Annotated in this window: 16 protein-coding genes and 1 tRNA gene; 10 read left to right on the top strand and 7 right to left on the bottom strand. The window is 67.1% G+C overall.

The features are described 5' to 3' along the window. Positions 1–82 precede the first annotated feature (82 nt). Positions 83–331 (bottom strand): DUF1127 domain-containing protein, encoded by a 249-nt coding sequence (locus H7X47_RS24355; RefSeq protein WP_193371380.1) that lies wholly within the window; start codon positions 329–331, stop codon positions 83–85. A gap of 156 nt (positions 332–487) precedes the next feature. On the opposite strand from H7X47_RS24355, the gene H7X47_RS24360 reads away from it, so the two are divergent. From H7X47_RS24360 to H7X47_RS24385, 6 genes are all read left to right on the top strand, one after another. Further along, positions 488–1,417, top strand: a complete 930-nt coding sequence (locus H7X47_RS24360; RefSeq protein WP_193371381.1) for a transcriptional regulator GcvA — start codon at positions 488–490, stop codon at positions 1,415–1,417. Positions 1,418–1,484: 67 nt separating this feature from the next. Then, positions 1,485–2,672, top strand: coding sequence for an acetylornithine deacetylase (gene argE, locus H7X47_RS24365; RefSeq protein WP_319633679.1), 1,188 nt, complete (start codon positions 1,485–1,487; stop codon positions 2,670–2,672). Continuing rightward, entirely contained in the window at positions 2,665–3,324 is a 660-nt protein-coding gene (locus H7X47_RS24370) for an HAD family hydrolase (RefSeq protein WP_319633680.1), read from the top strand. Before argE ends, H7X47_RS24370 begins: the two co-directional genes overlap by 8 nt. 13 nt (positions 3,325–3,337) lie before the next feature. Further along, a complete protein-coding gene (locus tag H7X47_RS24375) occupies positions 3,338–4,300 on the top strand; it encodes a M14 family metallopeptidase (protein WP_193371382.1) in 963 nt (320 codons plus the stop codon). Then, complete coding sequence (locus H7X47_RS24380; RefSeq protein ID WP_193371383.1) at positions 4,300–5,415, top strand: AbrB family transcriptional regulator; 1,116 nt, start codon at positions 4,300–4,302, stop codon at positions 5,413–5,415. The genes H7X47_RS24375 and H7X47_RS24380 overlap by 1 nt, the downstream gene beginning before the upstream one ends. Positions 5,416–5,539: 124 nt before the next feature. Continuing rightward, positions 5,540–5,746, top strand: a complete 207-nt coding sequence (locus tag H7X47_RS24385; RefSeq protein WP_193371384.1) for a hypothetical protein — start codon at positions 5,540–5,542, stop codon at positions 5,744–5,746. A 1-nt stretch (position 5,747) separates the two neighbouring features. On the opposite strand, the gene H7X47_RS24390 is transcribed toward H7X47_RS24385, so the two are convergent. Then, on the bottom strand, positions 5,748–6,728 hold the full coding sequence (locus H7X47_RS24390; protein ID WP_193371385.1) for a zinc transporter ZntB: 981 nt from the start codon (positions 6,726–6,728) through the stop codon (positions 5,748–5,750). Between the two features lie 113 nt (positions 6,729–6,841). Between H7X47_RS24390 and H7X47_RS24395 the strand changes: the two genes are divergently transcribed. Further along, entirely contained in the window at positions 6,842–7,576 is a 735-nt protein-coding gene (locus tag H7X47_RS24395; protein WP_193371386.1) for a TerC family protein, read from the top strand. An 11-nt stretch (positions 7,577–7,587) separates the two neighbouring features. On the opposite strand, the gene H7X47_RS24400 is transcribed toward H7X47_RS24395, so the two are convergent. After that, a complete protein-coding gene (locus tag H7X47_RS24400) occupies positions 7,588–8,388 on the bottom strand; it encodes an SDR family NAD(P)-dependent oxidoreductase (RefSeq protein WP_193371387.1) in 801 nt (266 codons plus the stop codon). Positions 8,389–8,860: 472 nt separating this feature from the next. After that, positions 8,861–9,298, bottom strand: a complete 438-nt coding sequence (locus H7X47_RS24405) for a globin domain-containing protein (RefSeq protein ID WP_193371388.1) — start codon at positions 9,296–9,298, stop codon at positions 8,861–8,863. A 155-nt stretch (positions 9,299–9,453) separates the two neighbouring features. Here H7X47_RS24405 and H7X47_RS24410 point away from each other — a divergent pair, with 155 nt between their 5' ends. From H7X47_RS24410 to H7X47_RS24420, 3 genes are all read left to right on the top strand, one after another. Next, a complete protein-coding gene (locus H7X47_RS24410) occupies positions 9,454–10,308 on the top strand; it encodes a LysR family transcriptional regulator (RefSeq protein WP_193371389.1) in 855 nt (284 codons plus the stop codon). Positions 10,309–10,409: 101 nt separating this feature from the next. Next, positions 10,410–10,496, top strand: a tRNA-Leu gene (locus tag H7X47_RS24415). A 114-nt stretch (positions 10,497–10,610) separates the two neighbouring features. Then, a complete protein-coding gene (locus tag H7X47_RS24420) occupies positions 10,611–10,841 on the top strand; it encodes a hypothetical protein (protein ID WP_193371390.1) in 231 nt (76 codons plus the stop codon). Positions 10,842–10,918: 77 nt separating this feature from the next. Here H7X47_RS24420 and H7X47_RS24425 read toward each other — a convergent pair whose 3' ends face one another. From H7X47_RS24425 to H7X47_RS24435, 3 genes are all read right to left on the bottom strand, one after another. Continuing rightward, the gene (locus tag H7X47_RS24425; RefSeq protein ID WP_193371391.1) at positions 10,919–11,284 is read right to left on the bottom strand and encodes a hypothetical protein; all 366 of its coding nucleotides are present in this window, start codon (positions 11,282–11,284) and stop codon (positions 10,919–10,921) included. 46 nt (positions 11,285–11,330) lie between these two features. Next, positions 11,331–12,842, bottom strand: coding sequence for a hypothetical protein (locus H7X47_RS24430; RefSeq protein WP_193371392.1), 1,512 nt, complete (start codon positions 12,840–12,842; stop codon positions 11,331–11,333). A gap of 441 nt (positions 12,843–13,283) precedes the next feature. Then, positions 13,284–14,885: a hypothetical protein gene (locus tag H7X47_RS24435; protein ID WP_193371393.1), complete on the bottom strand. Its 1,602-nt coding sequence runs from the start codon at positions 14,883–14,885 to the stop codon at positions 13,284–13,286. Positions 14,886–15,253: the final 368 nt, after the last annotated feature.

A 15,253-nucleotide genomic window follows, 5' to 3' on the forward strand; every position in this document is an offset into this window, starting at 1 on the left:
CTTCGGGGGGCGAAGCTTCCGGGGCGGCGGCACCGCCGAGGGAAGGTTACTTCGGTGTGGAAGAGAGGCCCTGAGAGCGGCCTCAGATACGGCGCGACCACACGGCCTTGCTGGCCATGCCCTCGGCCTCGCCGCGGGTCAGGCCGATGTCGCGCAGCTGGTGGTCGCCCATCTTGCGCAGGCGGGCGCGCTCCTCGGCCTGATACTGCCAGGAAACCATGGCGTCGAAGAGGACCACCGGCGCCCGCAACAGGGCGCCGGCAAAGCCCCCGGTGAGCTCCGACGCGCCCGGCAGGGCCGGCTGCGTCTTGCGATAAGCTGTGCGTTGCATGTCAGTGTTCCTTATGTGACAGCACCGTGACGGGGTGCCGTGATCGCTGAGTATTTCCGGTTTCGAGCAATGTCTTACGCTGATAGATATTGCCAATTGCTGAATCGGACAAACGATGATATTTCATGTTTCGGATAAGATTTTCTAATTAGAGAAATGGCCCGGAAACTACCGCCTTTGAACGCCCTGCGCGCCTTTGAGGCCGCGGCGCGCCACCTCTCCTTCACCAAGGCCGCCGGTGAGCTGCACGTCACCCAGGCGGCCATCAGCCACCAGCTTAAGACCCTGGAGGAGCACCTCGGCCTGCCCCTCTTCCGCCGCCTCAACCGGCGCCTGGTGCTGACCGAGGCCGGGCAGCGTTACCTGCCGGTGCTGCGCGAGGCTTTCGACGCCATTGCCGAGGGCACCCGGCGCCTGCACCTGGACGAGGACAGCGGCCCCCTCCACATCAGCGTCGTGCCCTCCTTCGCCGCCAAGTGGCTGCTGCCGCGCATGTCGCGCTTCCGCGAGCGCCATCCCGACATCGACGTCATGGTCTCGGCGAACAGCAACCTGGTCGACTTCGCCGAAGGCACCTTCGAGATGGGAATCCGCTACGGCCCGGGGGACTATCCGGGCCTGCGCAGCGACCTGCTGCTCGGCGACGAGGTCTTCCCGGTCTGCAGCCCCAAGCTGCTCAACGGCCCGCACCCGCTGAAGTCGCCCAGCGACCTGCGCCACCACACGCTGCTGCACGACGAAGTCTCACGTCACGACGAGAGCCCGGACTGGCGCAGCTGGCTGCAGGCGGCGGGGATTGAAGGGATCGATTGGCGCCGCGGCCCCGGCTTCAGCGATTCCTCCATGGTGATCGAGGCCGCCGCCGCCGGCCAGGGCGTCGCCCTGGGGCACCGCTGGCTGGCCGCCGCGGACCTGGAGAGCGGGCGCATCGTCATGCCCTTCGGGCCGGTGATCCCCTCCAAGTTCGTCTACTACGTGGTCTCGCCGCCGGCGCTCGCCGAGCGGCGCCGGGTGCGCCTGTTCCGCGAGTGGCTGATGGAGGAAGCCGAGAGGACTGGCGCCGATCCGGTCCCTCTGTCATCATAGGATCAGCTCTGCGTTCACCAGAGTTCCTCCCGGGCCCGAGGGCCCAAAGCCTGGAGTTACCTTTAGCGTGTCTGATCCCCTGAAAGCCGATAGCCCGGCCATCAGGCCCGAAACCCGTGCCATGATCGACAGGCTCATCGCCTTCGATACCACGAGCCGCAACTCCAACCTGGAGCTGATCCACTACGTGCGCGACTATCTGGCGGACCTGGGGGTCACGGCCAACCTGGTGCACGACGCCGAAGGGGGGAAAGCCAACCTCTACGCCACCCTGGGGCCGACGGACCGGCCGGGCATCGCGCTCTCCGGCCACACCGACGTGGTGCCCATCGACAACCAGGACTGGACCCGCGACCCCTGGCAGGTCAGCGAGCACGACGGCCGCCTGTTCGGCCGCGGCACCTGCGACATGAAGTCCTTCATCGCCGTGGCGCTGGCCCATGCGCCGCGCTTCCTGGAGGCCGGTCTGCAGACGCCGGTCCATCTCTGTTTCTCCTACGACGAGGAGGTCGGCTGCAAGGGCGTGCCCAGCCTGCTGGACTTCCTGGCGGGCCAGCCGGTCAAGCCGGCCATGTGCGTGGTGGGCGAGCCGACGGACATGAAGGTCGTCACCGGCCACAAGGGCAAGCGCTCGGTCTGCTGCCACGTGCGCGGCAAGGAGGCCCACTCCTCCCTCGCCCCCTACGGCGTCAACGCGGTCAACGCCGCCGCCCGGGTCGTCGGCCATCTGGCCGACATGGCAGCGCGCAAGGCTGAGGAAGGTCCCTTCGACCCGGACTTTGACGTGCCCTACACCACCGTCCACACCGGCACCATCGAGGGCGGCACCCAGCTCAACATCGTGCCCGGTCATTGCCGCTTCGAGTTCGAGTTCCGCTACCTGCCGCAGGACGACCCCGACGCGCTGCTGGGCGAGGTGAAGCGCTTCGCCGAGGAATCCGTTGCCCCGGCGATGCGGGAAATCGACCCCGCCACGGGGTTTTCCTGGGAGGAACTCTCCAGCTTCCCGGGCCTCGACCTGGCGCCGGGCGCCGAAGTGGTCGAGCTGGCCAAGGCGCTCTCCGGCGGCAACGACACCGGCAAGGTCGCCTTCGGCACCGAGGCGGGGCTCTTCGACCAGCGCGGCATCCCGACGGTGGTCTGCGGCCCCGGGTCCATCGACCAGGCGCACAAGCCGGACGAGTTCGTCACCCTGGAGCAGGTGGCCCTCTGCGAGCGTTTCATGGACCGCCTGGAGGAACGCCTGCGTGGTTGAGCGCGCCGCCGGAGACAACGTCGCGCGTCAGCCCGTGGAGGCTGTCGTCTTCGATGTCGGCGGCGTGCTGATCGACTGGGACCCGAGACACCTCTACCGCAAGCTTTTCGACGACGCCGCGGCGATGGAGCACTTCCTGTCGGAGGTCTGCTCGCAGAGCTGGAACGAGCAGGCCGACGCGGGCCGCCCGACGGCGGAGATCACCGAAGAGCTGTGCCGCGATCATCCGGACAAGCGCCCGCTGATCGAGAGCTACTACGCGCGCTTCGACGAGATGATCGACGGCGCCTACGACGACAGCATCGCCATCGTCGAGCGTCTGCATCGCCAGGACGTGCCGCTGTTCGTGCTGTCCAACTTCTCGGCCGAGACCTTTCCCCTCGCCCGCCGCCGCTTCCCCGTCTTCGACCGCTTCTCCGGGCTCGTCATCTCCGGCGAGGAAGGCATGAAGAAGCCCGACCGCCGCATCTACGAGCTGCTGATCGAGCGCTTCGGGCTGGCACCGGCGCGCACCCTTTTCATCGACGATCGCGCCGACAACACCCAGGCGGCGCGCGCGGCCGGCTGGCAGGCGCTGCGTTTCACCTCCGCCGGGCAGCTGGCCCGCGACCTGGAGGCCGTCGGCCTGCTCGAACCCCGCCCCGTTCACTGACCCGAAGCGCCTCATGGATAACCTGCTGTCGCCCGCCCTCGAACTGACGCCACCGGACATCTCCGCCTGGCGCCGCGGCAACGGCAGCCCCACCCTCGATTATGTCCACAGTTTCGATTCCGGCGTCGCCGGCCCCCACGTGGTGGTGAGCGCTCTGGTGCACGGCAACGAGCTCTGCGGCGCCATCGCCCTCGACCGCCTGCTCAGCGCCGGGCTGCGGCCGGAAGCCGGTCGTCTTTCCTACGTCTTCGTGAACGTCGCCGCCTACGAGCGCTTCACGGCGGCGGCGCCCCATGCCAGCCGCTTCCTGGACGAGGACTTCAACCGCCTCTGGGCGCCGGAGATCCTGAAAGGGAAACGCCGCTCCCGTGAGCTCGAGCGCGCCCGTGCCCTGCGCCCTCTCTTCGACTCCGCCGACTTCCTGCTCGACATCCATTCCATGAGCACCACGACCGAGCCGCTGATCATGGCCGGCCCCGCCGACAAGGGACTGGCGCTGGCGCGCCGACTAGGGCGCCCGGCCACCATCGTGCGCGACGGCGGACACGCCGCCGGGCCGCGGCTGCGCGACTACGCGGGCTTCATCGATCCGGCCTCGCCGCGCAACGCCCTGCTCATCGAATGCGGCCAGCACTTCGCCCTGGAAAGCGCAACCGTCGCTTTCGAGACCGCCCTGCGCTTCCTCGCCGCCGTCGGCAGCCTTTCGCCAGCCACGGTCGCCGGCTACGGCGTCGACTGCGCCCCAGCGCCCCAGCGAGTCATCGAAGTGACCGAGCGCATCACCGCGGCCGGCAACGACTTCGCCTTCGCGCGGCCCTTCCGCGGCATGGACGTGCTGGCCGAGGCCGGCACGGTAATCGCCCGCGATGGCGGCAAGCCGGTAGTCACGCCCTACGACGACTGTGTACTGATCATGCCGGTGGCCCATCCCCAGGCCGGCGCCACCGCGGTCCGCCTGGGCCGGGAGGTCGGCTGATGGCGGAACAGAGGCAACCACGCAAGTCGCCGGTGCGGAGCTGGCCGCCGCTGCACAAGATTCTGCTGGCCCTGGCCATCGGCGCCACCGGCGGCTGGCTGGCCAACCACTTCCAGGTGCCGCTGGCCTGGATGCTGGGCGCCATGCTCAGCACCACTGTCGCCGCCATGGTCGGCCTGCCGGTCGCGCTGCCCGTGGTCTTCCGCCTGGCCATGATGGCGGTCCTGGGGGTCATGCTGGGCAGCGGTTTCGCGCCGGAGATCCTGGACCGGCTGGGCGACTGGACCGTCTCCCTCATCGGCCTTGCCGTCTACACCCTGCTGGCCACCGGCGTGGTGGCGGTCTTCCTGCGCAAGGTCGCCGGCTACGACCCGATCACCGCCTATTTCTCGGCGGCGCCGGGCGGCCTCTCGGAGATGGTGCTGGTCGGCGCCGCGAACGGCGGCGACGAAAGGGTGATCTCCCTCACCCATACCTCGCGCATCCTGCTGGTGGTGCTGGCCCTGCCCTTCCTCATGCAGATCATCTTCGGCTACACCCCGGGCCCGCGGCCGAGCGGCGGCATCCCGCTGGTCGAGGCCCGTCTCTTCGACATGCTGGTGCTGACCTTCTGCGGCATCGCCGGCTTCGTCCTGGCCCGGCTGGCGCGCCTGCCGGCCGCCGCCATCCTCGGCCCCATGCTGCTCTCCGCCGTCTTTCACATGAGCGGCCTGACCGAGGCCAAGCCGCCGACCGAGTTGGTCGCCGCCGCCCAGGTGGTGGTCGGCACCACCATCGGCTGCCGCTTCGCCGGCGTCAGCATGAAGCTGGTCAGCCGCACCATCCTTGCCTCCATCGGCAGTACGGTCATCCTGGTCGCCGGCGGCCTGCTCTTCGCCGTGCTGCTGCACCCCCTGACTGGTCTGCCGACCATCGGCATCTTCCTGGCCTATGCCCCGGGCGGCGTCGCGGAAATGAGCCTCATCGCCCTGGCCCTGTCGATCGACGCGGCGCTGGTGGCAACCCACCACATCGTGCGGATTTTCTTCATCGTGGTCTGCACGCCGCTGGTCTTCCGTCTTCTGCCGGCGCACCTGGTCGGCCGCCGCAGCGTGCCCGCCCCCGGCGAGGATTGAAGACGGCCTCTCCGACCGGCCCGATCATCGCCCGTTTCTTGACACACTGCTGTCACCCGCGACCCGGCAGGTTTACGTCGCAGCGCCGTAGACAGAGGGCGCTGGACAGTAGTAGGGGCCTGTCATGTCCGACCGCCTTGCGGCCATTCTCCTGGCGCTGCTTCTCGTGGCGCCGCTGTGCTTCTTCCTCGACCTCGAGATCTTCGATACGGCCGAAACGCAGGCACGCGACGCGCGCCTGCCGCGCCTTTCCATGGAAGAGATAAAGCGTCACGCGGAGGGTCTGCAAAGCGGGCTCGACCACGAGGCCGGGACCCTGGCCGCCAAATGAGCTAGAGCCACTTCAGCCGGCGTAGCAACCAGATCTCCAAGCCTGCCAGAACCGCCAGCAGCACACAGACCGCCACGAAGGCCCAGGACGAATCGACGCCCGGCATGCCGCCGACGTTGATGCCCAGCAGCCCGGTGACGAAGCCGAGCGGCAGGAAGACCGCGGCGATCACCGACAGGATGTACATACCGCGGTTCATCTCGTCGGAAATGTGGTTCGCCAGCTGGTCGTGGACAACGGAGGCGCGCTCGCGCCCGGCATCCAGGTCCTCGACATAGCGGGTGATGCGGTCGGCGCTCTCGCGCAGCAGGTGACGCTCGCGCTGGTCCAGCCAGGGCGCGGCCTCCTGTTCGCCCGCCAGGCGCTGCAGCGCCTCGCGCTGCGGGGCGAAGTAGCGGCGCAGCAGGATGGCCTGGCGGCGCACGGTCGCCAGGCGTTCGCGCATCTCCGGGCTGTAGCTCTCCAGCACCTCGTCCTCCAGCGCGTCGATGCGGTCGTCGATCTCGGCGATGACCGGCTCCATCCGCGCCGCCAGACGGTCTGCCAGGAGGGCCAGGAACTCGCCGACGTTCTTGGGGCCACGGCCATGGTCCAGCAGTTCGTCGATGTCGCTCACCGCCAGCAGGCGGCGCAGCCAGACGGTGAGAAGCTGGCGGCCGTCAGTCCAGATGCGGATCGATACCATGTCCTCCGGGTCGGAATCCGGGTTCAGGTTGACCCCGCGCAGGATGAGCAGCAGGCCGCCTTCCAGCGACGTGCAGCGCGGCCGCGTCTCCTCGGCGGTCAGCGCCTGGCGGACCAGCAGCGGTATGCCGCGCTCCTGGGCCAGCCAGCGCTCGGCCGAAGCGGAGGTGCGCTGCAGGTGTGCCCAGCAGACCTCGTCGGTGACGTGATCGTATTCGCTGGCCGATTCGCGCCGGGCGCCGCCCTGGCCGTCGAAGACACTGATGAAGCTCCAGTCTTCACTTGTGCGGTCGCTCATGCCGCCTCCCTTGCAGTTCCGCCCTCGGCGAACCACTTCTCGCCGAGAAAAACCTTCCTTCCACCCGGCCGGCTGCTACCATCCCCGCCGCTTCGAACGATGGAGCCCCTTGAATGCCCGAATGGCTTGCCGATCCCAATATCTGGGCCAGTCTGCTGACCCTGACCTTCCTGGAGATCGTCCTCGGCATCGACAACATCATCTTCCTGTCGATCATAACCGAAAGGGTGGCCGAGCACCGCCGCTTGTTGGCCCAGCGCCTGGGCCTCGCTCTGGCGCTCTTCGGACGCGTCGGCCTGCTGGCCGGGCTGGTCTGGCTGACCAAGCTGACCACGCCGATCTTCGAGGTCTTCGACCTGGTGGTCTCCTGGCGCGACATCATCCTCATGGGCGGCGGCCTCTTCCTCTTGGCCAAGGCGACCTCGGAGATCCACCACTCCGTCGAAGGCGGCGCCGGCGAAGCCGCCGGGGGCGGCAAGGCCACGTCTTTCGCCATGGCCATCGCCCAGATCCTCGCCATCGACCTGGTCTTTTCGCTCGATTCGGTGATCACCGCCGTCGGCATGACCGACCGCCTGCCGATCATGGTCGCCGCCGTGGTCACCGCCATCGCCGTCATGATGTTCGCCGCGACCCCCATCAGCGGCTTCATTCGCCGCCACCCCACCACCAAGATGCTGGCCCTGGCCTTCCTGCTGCTGATCGGCGTCGCCCTGGTGGCCGACGCCCTGCACTTCCACGTGCCGCGCGGCTACCTCTACTTCGCCATCGCCTTCTCGCTGATGGTCGAGCTGCTGAACCTCGCCGCCTCCAAGCGGCGCGGCAAGGCGGAGGAAGGCGCGGACTAGGGGAGCTTCAGCTATGAGAACTTCGCCGTGATGCCGCCGTCGACCAGCAGCCCGGTACCGGTGATGTACTTGGCCTCGTCGGAGGCGAGGAACAGCGCGGCATGGGCGACGTCCCAGGCGTCGCCCATCTTCCCGGTCGGGCACTGGGCGTCGCGCTTGCGGATCATCTCGTCGATGTCGCCCTGGGCGTAGGCCTCCTTCAAGGGCTCGACGATCATTGGCGTGTTCATGAGCCCCGGCAGGACGGCGTTGGCGCGGATGCCCTGCCTGGCGTACTGCAGCGCCACCGAGCGGGTGAAGGGCAGCACCGCGCCCTTGCTGGTCGAGTAGGAGATATAGGGCACGCCGGTGTCGCGGATGCCGGCGATGGAGGCGATGTTGACGATGGCGCCACCGCCCTGGCGCTGCATCACCGGCAGCACGTGCTTGCAGGTGAGGAACATGGACTTGAGGTTCACGTCGATGACCCGGTCCCAGCTTTCCTCGCTGGCCTCCACCGGGCCGCCGACTTCCAGGATGCCGACGTTGTTGTCCAGCACGTCGATGCGGCCGAAGACCTCCAGGCAGCGCGCCACCATGGCCTCGACATCGCCCGCCTCGGCAACGTCGGCGCGGCAGGCTTCCGCCGTTGCGCCCTCGCCGCGGATGATGCCGACGGTTTCCTCCGCCGCGGCCAGGTTGATGTCGACGCAGAAGACGTTGGCGCCTTCCCGCGCGAAGAGCACCGCCGTCGCCTTGCCGTTGCCCCAGCCCGGCCCGGAGGACCCCGCGCCCACCACCATCGCCACCTTGCCCTCGAGACGTCCCGCCATGACTTCCCATCTCCCTGCTTTGCCGCTTAGCCTTCTTCATAGAAGAAGACGGCGTCACTTAGAAGCCGGGATCGGGAAGGGCGATATCGTGGGAATCAGCCCGCGGGGCCGGAAAGCTGCCCCGCGGACCGCACCCAGGGGTGGAAAAGGCTGCGGTCCGCGGGACGAATGACGGACTGGGTGGAGGGGTGGGAGAGCCCTATCAGCCCGTCATCTTTGGATCACATCCAGGGGATCAGCCCTGAATGCGGTAGTAGGTGCAGCGGTCGCTGGCGACTACCAAGGCAAGGAACGCGTCCTTGCGATTCGTCGTTGCCTCCTGAAGACAGGATCGAAAACGGCAGATGCCGCCTGTACCCCTGTCTGTCGCGCCGGGCCCAGGATCGGTTCAAACAAACTTCGCCTCGCGGCGCGCCGGCCGGCCTGCCCCCGGCGGCTCCCCTCCAGGCTCCCGCTTCAGATTCTGCCCAAGTCATGGCAGCCTGACGGGAATGCTGTGGGTATAGGAACTCCGGATCATCACATCCGCGATGTCGTCGTAGGCCTTGCCCCAGGCCGCCCGGACCGCCGGCGTGTAGTCGTCTTCCAACACCTCCGCCAGCATCTGCTGCAGGGCCTCGCCCACCGGCGGGTAGTGTTCCGGGCGCACGCCGTAGGCCACGTGGCGCAGCGCCAGATCCTCCAGGACCGGCAACAGGCTCTCGAAATTTTGGAGTTCGGCGACGATGAGGCCCAGCTTGCTGATGAATTGGGCGCCCTGCAGTTCCATATCGTTGAGAAAGAGCTCGCGTGTCTGGGGAGCGATTTCGAAGAGATGCGCGTAGAAGCGGTCCGCCGCCTCCTGGCCGTTCTCGGTCACCTTCCGAAAACCCTGCTGAATCAGCTCCCTTTCCTCACTGCTCAAGGCCATTTGCGGCGTCTCTCCCGGGCTGCAATCACTGGGCCGCCATGGCAATTCATAGCTCGCCACAGCGTCATGAAAGAGATACAGAGACAACCTGCGGACTTGAACCCGCGAAACCGCACAAGGAAAATGCAACTGCGCATGTTCCTCGGAGGCCGCAGATGGACTGGGATAACCTGAAGGTGGCACTGGCCATCAGCCGCATGGGATCGCTGACCCAGGCGGCTCAGTCCTTGGGAATCGACCAGTCCACCGCCGGGCGGCGGCTTTCGGCGCTGGAGGCGGATCTGGGGGTCATCCTCTTCGTGCGCTCGAAGACCGGCTTCGCCCTGACCGACGCCGGCGAGGCGGCGATTGCGCGGGCCGTCGAGGTGGAGCGCAGCATCGACCGCCTGAAGGACGCGGTGACCCCGGACGAGGAAGGGCCGGTCGGCATCGTGCGCCTGCTGGGCAACGCCTGGACGCTGGACCGCCTGGCGAGCACCGTCATGGCACCCTTCCTGGCGGCCAACCCGCACCTCGATCTGCGCATCATGACCCTGACCCCGCGCACGCGTACCCGCGGCGAGGCCACCCTGTCGCTGTGGTTCGAGGTCGAGCCCAAGGAGAGCGAGTTCGCCATCAAGCTGGGCGAGGTGCCCTACGCGGTCTACTACGCGCGCGACAAGAACCCGGACGAACTGGGCTGGGTAGCCTTCCACGACGAGGACGCCATGCGGCCCTCCATCGCCCGCGCCCACAAGAAGCTGCGCAGCCGCGGCGAAAAGGTCCGCGTGACCTCCACCGACGCCGGCATCATGCTCTCCGCCGTGCGCGAAGGCGTCGGCAAGAGCCTGCTGCCCATGTGCCTGGCGGCCGACGACGAAAAGCTGGTGCGCGTCCAGGAGGGCGAGCCCGACTTCGTGCGCAGCCTGCACCTGCACGCCCACCCCGACACCGTGGAGCAGCAGCGCATCCAGGCCACCATCCGCTGGCTGCGCGAGAACTTCAAGGCCGCCTTCCAACCCCCCTTATGAGGGGCTCCCGCAGCGCCCCGTCCTCGCCTTGACCTAGCCCCGGCCTTGCTTCCCGGGGGCGGCTTGGGGCACAAGGAAGGCCTGCCTGTCCCCAGGTTCAAGCCCGCTTGATGGAATTGGTAGACATACGAGACTTAAAATCTCGGGGCCGCAAGGCCGTGCCGGTTCGAGTCCGGCAGCGGGCACCAATGATAGTCATAGCCCCCGCCGACACACGCGAAAGGCGCAATTTCGCGGCTTCGGGAATAAAACCGCAGGTTTCGTGTTATGCTGAAACGGGGTCTTGTCGCAAAGGAACAAAGATGAAGAAGATTACAACAGCTGGCCTTCTCCTGGGCTCCCTGCTCCTGCTGAGCGGCTGTGCCTACGCGGTCGGCGGCGCTCTGGGCGCCGGCGGCACGGCCACAGGCTACGAAGTTCACCTCGACAACGAGCGCGACCGGGTCGAGAAGCTGTACAAGGACGGCAAGATCGACAAGCGGGAGTACGACATCCGCGTCGACCAGATCAAGCGCGACTCCGCCATCCAGTAGACCGGTCTTCCCTCACGGGGAATGGCCCCGGCCCCGGCAGGGCTCCCCTGCCGGCCGGCGCGCTGCCTTCGCCTGCCCTACGGCTTGGGCCTGGCGGCGAAGAGGATCACGTGGGCGGTGACCAGGCAGGCTAGCAGGCTGCCGCCCATGATCGGCAGGTAGATGATGGCGTGCCAGAGGTCGTTGAAGTCGACGAGGAACAGCAGGGCGACGACCACGACGGCGGCCAGCAGGACCTGCAGCCAGACCGCCCCGTAGCTCGGCTTCAGGGCCGAGACCAGCCAGCCGTAGGTGGCCAGCGTCGTCACCAGCAACACGGCGATGGCGCCGAAAGTCGCGTAAAAGCCGGAGTGGTAGGGCGAGCCGGGGATCAGCCCGAACAGAGCACCGGCCAGCAGGTGCAGGGGCACGATCACGTAGCCGGCGTAGCTGGGCAGGGTCATCTCACCTTCTCCTTTCCACTGTCTCCTGGCGGCAACGCGGCGCCCGTCACTCGGGTGCGCGGGGCTGGAGACGCCGCGGTGCGGCCGGCTGCGGTTGCGGCGCCTGCGGCGGCAGCCCCCGGGTCCTGGGCGGGGTGGCCCCCGCCCCCGCCCGGCGCCGCTCGACGGTCAGGCCGCCCGGCGCCGGCTGCACAGAGGGGTTCACCGTCGGCGTGCTGCATCCGAGAACGAAGGGATGCTGCGGCACCGAGGCGATGATCCTGCCGTGCTGGTCGGTCACCTTCAGGCCAAACTGGCGCGACTGCGTCAAGGGCATGTTGGCCTGGGCCGGCGCGGGAACGGAGTTCCACCGCAACGGCGCATCCGCCCCCTGCAGCACCTTCTGGCCCGGCGTGATGCTGAAGTCGTACCGCTGCGAGAAGAAGGCGGTGCCGAAGAACATCATCTCGCCGCTGGCGTTGCCGAGCCCTTCCAGCACGGCGATCAGCTTCACCGTCTCGGGACAGATGCGGCCGTGCGCCATCACCTTGCCCTGCGGTACCGCCTTCAGCGTGACCTCGAGCGGCCGGTCCGTGGCCAGGCTCTGCGGGCCGCCTTCCGTGCACTCCATGGTGTATTCGGCCCACTCCGAGCGGAAGTTGTGGCTGACGCCGACCATGCGCACGAAACCGGTTTCGGCCCATTCGGTGTTGGCGATGTTGTACCAGTGGCTGAAGGTCGCGGTCTTCGACTCGCCGGTATTCACCGTCCACAGCTGGCTCTGCTTGCCCTGCTGGTTCTTGTAGCGGAACGAGACCTCCGCGTTCTTCTGATCGGTGGTGATCCAGCCGTCCAGGCGGATCTTGCAGACCCCGGTGATGCCGTACTGCTCGTAGATCGACAGCCCCTTGTTCACGACCTTCGACGGCGGCGCGGCCAGGGTGGTGCTGGCCTGCGGGATCGCCGCGCCGGGCCACTTCTTGCAGACCACTTCGATCTTCTTCACTTCGTCCCAGGGAGTGGCTCCGACAAAAATGCTGTTGCTGCCGGGACCGGTGTTGTTGACGTCGAGGTTGCTCACCACCCCCAGCTCGAGCTTCCGGTCCTGGCCAAAGATCGCGGTATCGGGGAGACCCTGGGCGCGCAAGTGGTCCGCCAGCGCGTTGCACTGCGTCCGCACGAAAGCCCCCCAGGCGTATTCCGGCAGCTCCAGCCGCTCGGTGCGGTTGACGCTGTTCGGCCGGTCGTACCAGGGATAGGACTTGGACTTGCCGAAGCTCTGGAACCACATCCGGCCGCCGTCCTCTCTGGCAAGGCCGAGAAAGGCATTCCAGGACTTCACCCCGCCGACGAGACCGGTATCGACTTCCACATGCACATCGGCCACCAGGTTGGCGAGTGGATTGGTGCGGTGATAACTGCTGCCGTTGCTCGCGACCTCGATGCGCGGCGGGCTCAGATAGGTCACCTCCGAGCCAAAGGAGTCGGCCCGCGCCGGGCCGGCCGGCAGCGCGCCGGACAGGCCGGCGACAAGCACGGCGGGGATAGGGGAAAGCAGGAAACGGGTCGTTTGCGGCATCGCTCTCATGGTCCCTGGTTCGGAGACGACGGGCATCCTAGGGGTATTCTATCCTATGGGTCGTGCCGCTGCCCCAAATGGTTCAACCGGGCCGACAGCGCCCTGGCCAAAAAAATGTGGGGGAGCGGCGCTGCCACTCCCCCACGATCGGCCGGGCGCGGCGTTGCCGCCCTCCCGCTTCCTATTTCAGCGCCCCCGGAATGATGATCATTTGGGTGCTCGGCGGCTGCTGCGGCTGCGCTTGCGGCTGCTGGCTGCCGGTCGTCTTCGCCCCTCCAACTTGGAATTTGAGTTTCGCGCAGAGGGGTTCCGGTTGTTCATATGTCTGCGGGCGGCAGACACAAAGGAGCCGGTAACGGCTGCCGGTGAGGGCTGCCAGCGGGTGCTTGGAAGCAGGCGGGCGGCCGCAATCACCGTCTGTGGCCGCCCGCCCCGATTCCGCTAGTTGCGCCGCAGCCGCCGCAGGCGCTGCGGCCTGGTCGATTCCGGGGCTTCAGGCGTCATCAGCTGCGGCAGCGCCCGCAGCCGCGGGACCGCCGTCGCGCCGGACTGCTGCGCATCACGGGTGCCGGTCGTCATCCCACCGGGGCGGGCCTGTACGGCCGGCAGCGTCGCGGCTCCCGAATGCTGCGGGCCCAGCGACTCCCCTTTCAGCCCGCCGATGCCCGACTGCATCCGCTGGTTCACCGCCGGCAGCTTGCATTGGATGAAATGCGGCTGCTTGGGCAGCATGGCGATAACAGCTCCGTCCTCATTCGTCGCGTTGAAGCCGAACTCGCGCACCTGGCCGAACAGCGCATTGGGAACCGGCGGCGCCGGAACATCGGACCAGTCCAGTTCGGCCTCGGCGCCGATCAAGGCCTTTTCACCATGGCCGACGCTGTAGTCGCGTAAGGGCGAGACGTAGCCCGGACCGAAGAACAGGGCCTGGCCCGTGGCATCGCCCTGCCCCCAGACCACGCCGACCAACTTCACCGTCTCGGGGCAGATGCGACCCTGCACCATGACCTCGCCGTGCGGTACAACGGACATGGTCAGCTTCGGCGGAAGGTTGGCGGCGATACCGCCGGGGCCGCCTTCTACGCAGTCCAGGTCGTAGTCGACCCAATCGCTCTGGAAGCCGTCTCCGACGATGCGCACCTGGCCCTGGGGATGGTTCGGCACGTCCTCCCAGCGACTGAAAGTCGCCGTCTTCGAGTCACCGGTGTTGACCGTCTTGACCGGGCTCTTCTTTCCTTCGTCGTTCTCAAACTGGATGTCGACATCCGCGTTCTTCAGGTCGGTCGTCACCCAGCCGTCGAGGCGGATCTTGCAGGCGCCGTTCACGGTCGCCTTCTCCACGATGGAGAGACCGAGATTGACCACCTCGGGCTGCTGTACCGTTAAGGCACCGGCCGTCTGGGGAACGGTGGGTGACCACTTCTGGCAGACCACCTCCACCTCTTCAAGAAATGGCGGCAGTAATTGCTGAAGCTCATGACCAAGCTGAAAAAGCCCTTCAGCTTCATTGGGGCCGGACGCCTCGACCTCCAGCCTTGCTTCGAGATCGTAGCTGATGGTTTGGTTCTGCCCGAAAATCTGTGCATCGGTCTGTCCATCGGCGCGGAATTCGTCCGCCAGCCGGTTGCAGCTGTCGATCACCGCAAGCTGCCAGGCGGACTGCGGCACAGCGAGCTGCACAGTACGGTCGACGGACTTAATGTGTTCGGACCAGGGATAGCTCTTGTGGTGCGCGAAGTTGGAAAATTCCAGGACGGCGCCGTTCTCGCGCCGCATGCTAAGCCAAGTCTTCCATTCCTTGATCTCGCCCGAAAGTTCGGCATCGGCCTCAACACGGACGTCGGCGATGAGACTGCTGGGTGCCGGCACCTGGGTGTATTCGGAGCCGTTGGAAAGCACGACGATCTGCTTGGTGACGAGGTTCGTGATCGTAGCTTTTTTCCAGTCAGCCTGGGCGGCGCCGGGCAGCAGCACTGCGGCGGCCAGCGCAGCGGTCGCCAGCGACGGGCGCAAAGACGGAAATCGACGGTTCTGTGGCAACATGGTGATTCTCCTGGTTCGATGTTTCAGGGGGGTCTCATCCACTCATGCTCCGTTTGTCGCCGGCTCCAAACCTGAGGTTCACTCCGGTGCCCCGGTTATCTCTACAAAAGTGTGGTGGCCGAGCGCGGCACTCCCCGATGTCCGCATACCGGTACCTCCTATACTGGTTCAATACTGGGCCCGTAACGTCGGCGGATACGCCGGCCAGCTGGAGCCGGCCGGCAACAGCGGCGCGCGGAAATCGGCACGCAAGGAAGGAAAAGCGGCTACGGGGACCTGCGCCGCACCACAAGGCTCGACAGTCCTCTCTCCGCTGCCGCAGAAAAAGTGGGAGGGGCGGCCGCCTGGCGACCACCCCCTTTTTGCAG

Origin of the sequence: Pelagibius marinus, from assembly GCF_014925385.1 — a bacterium.
Lineage (GTDB): Bacteria > Pseudomonadota > Alphaproteobacteria > Kiloniellales > Kiloniellaceae > Pelagibius > Pelagibius marinus.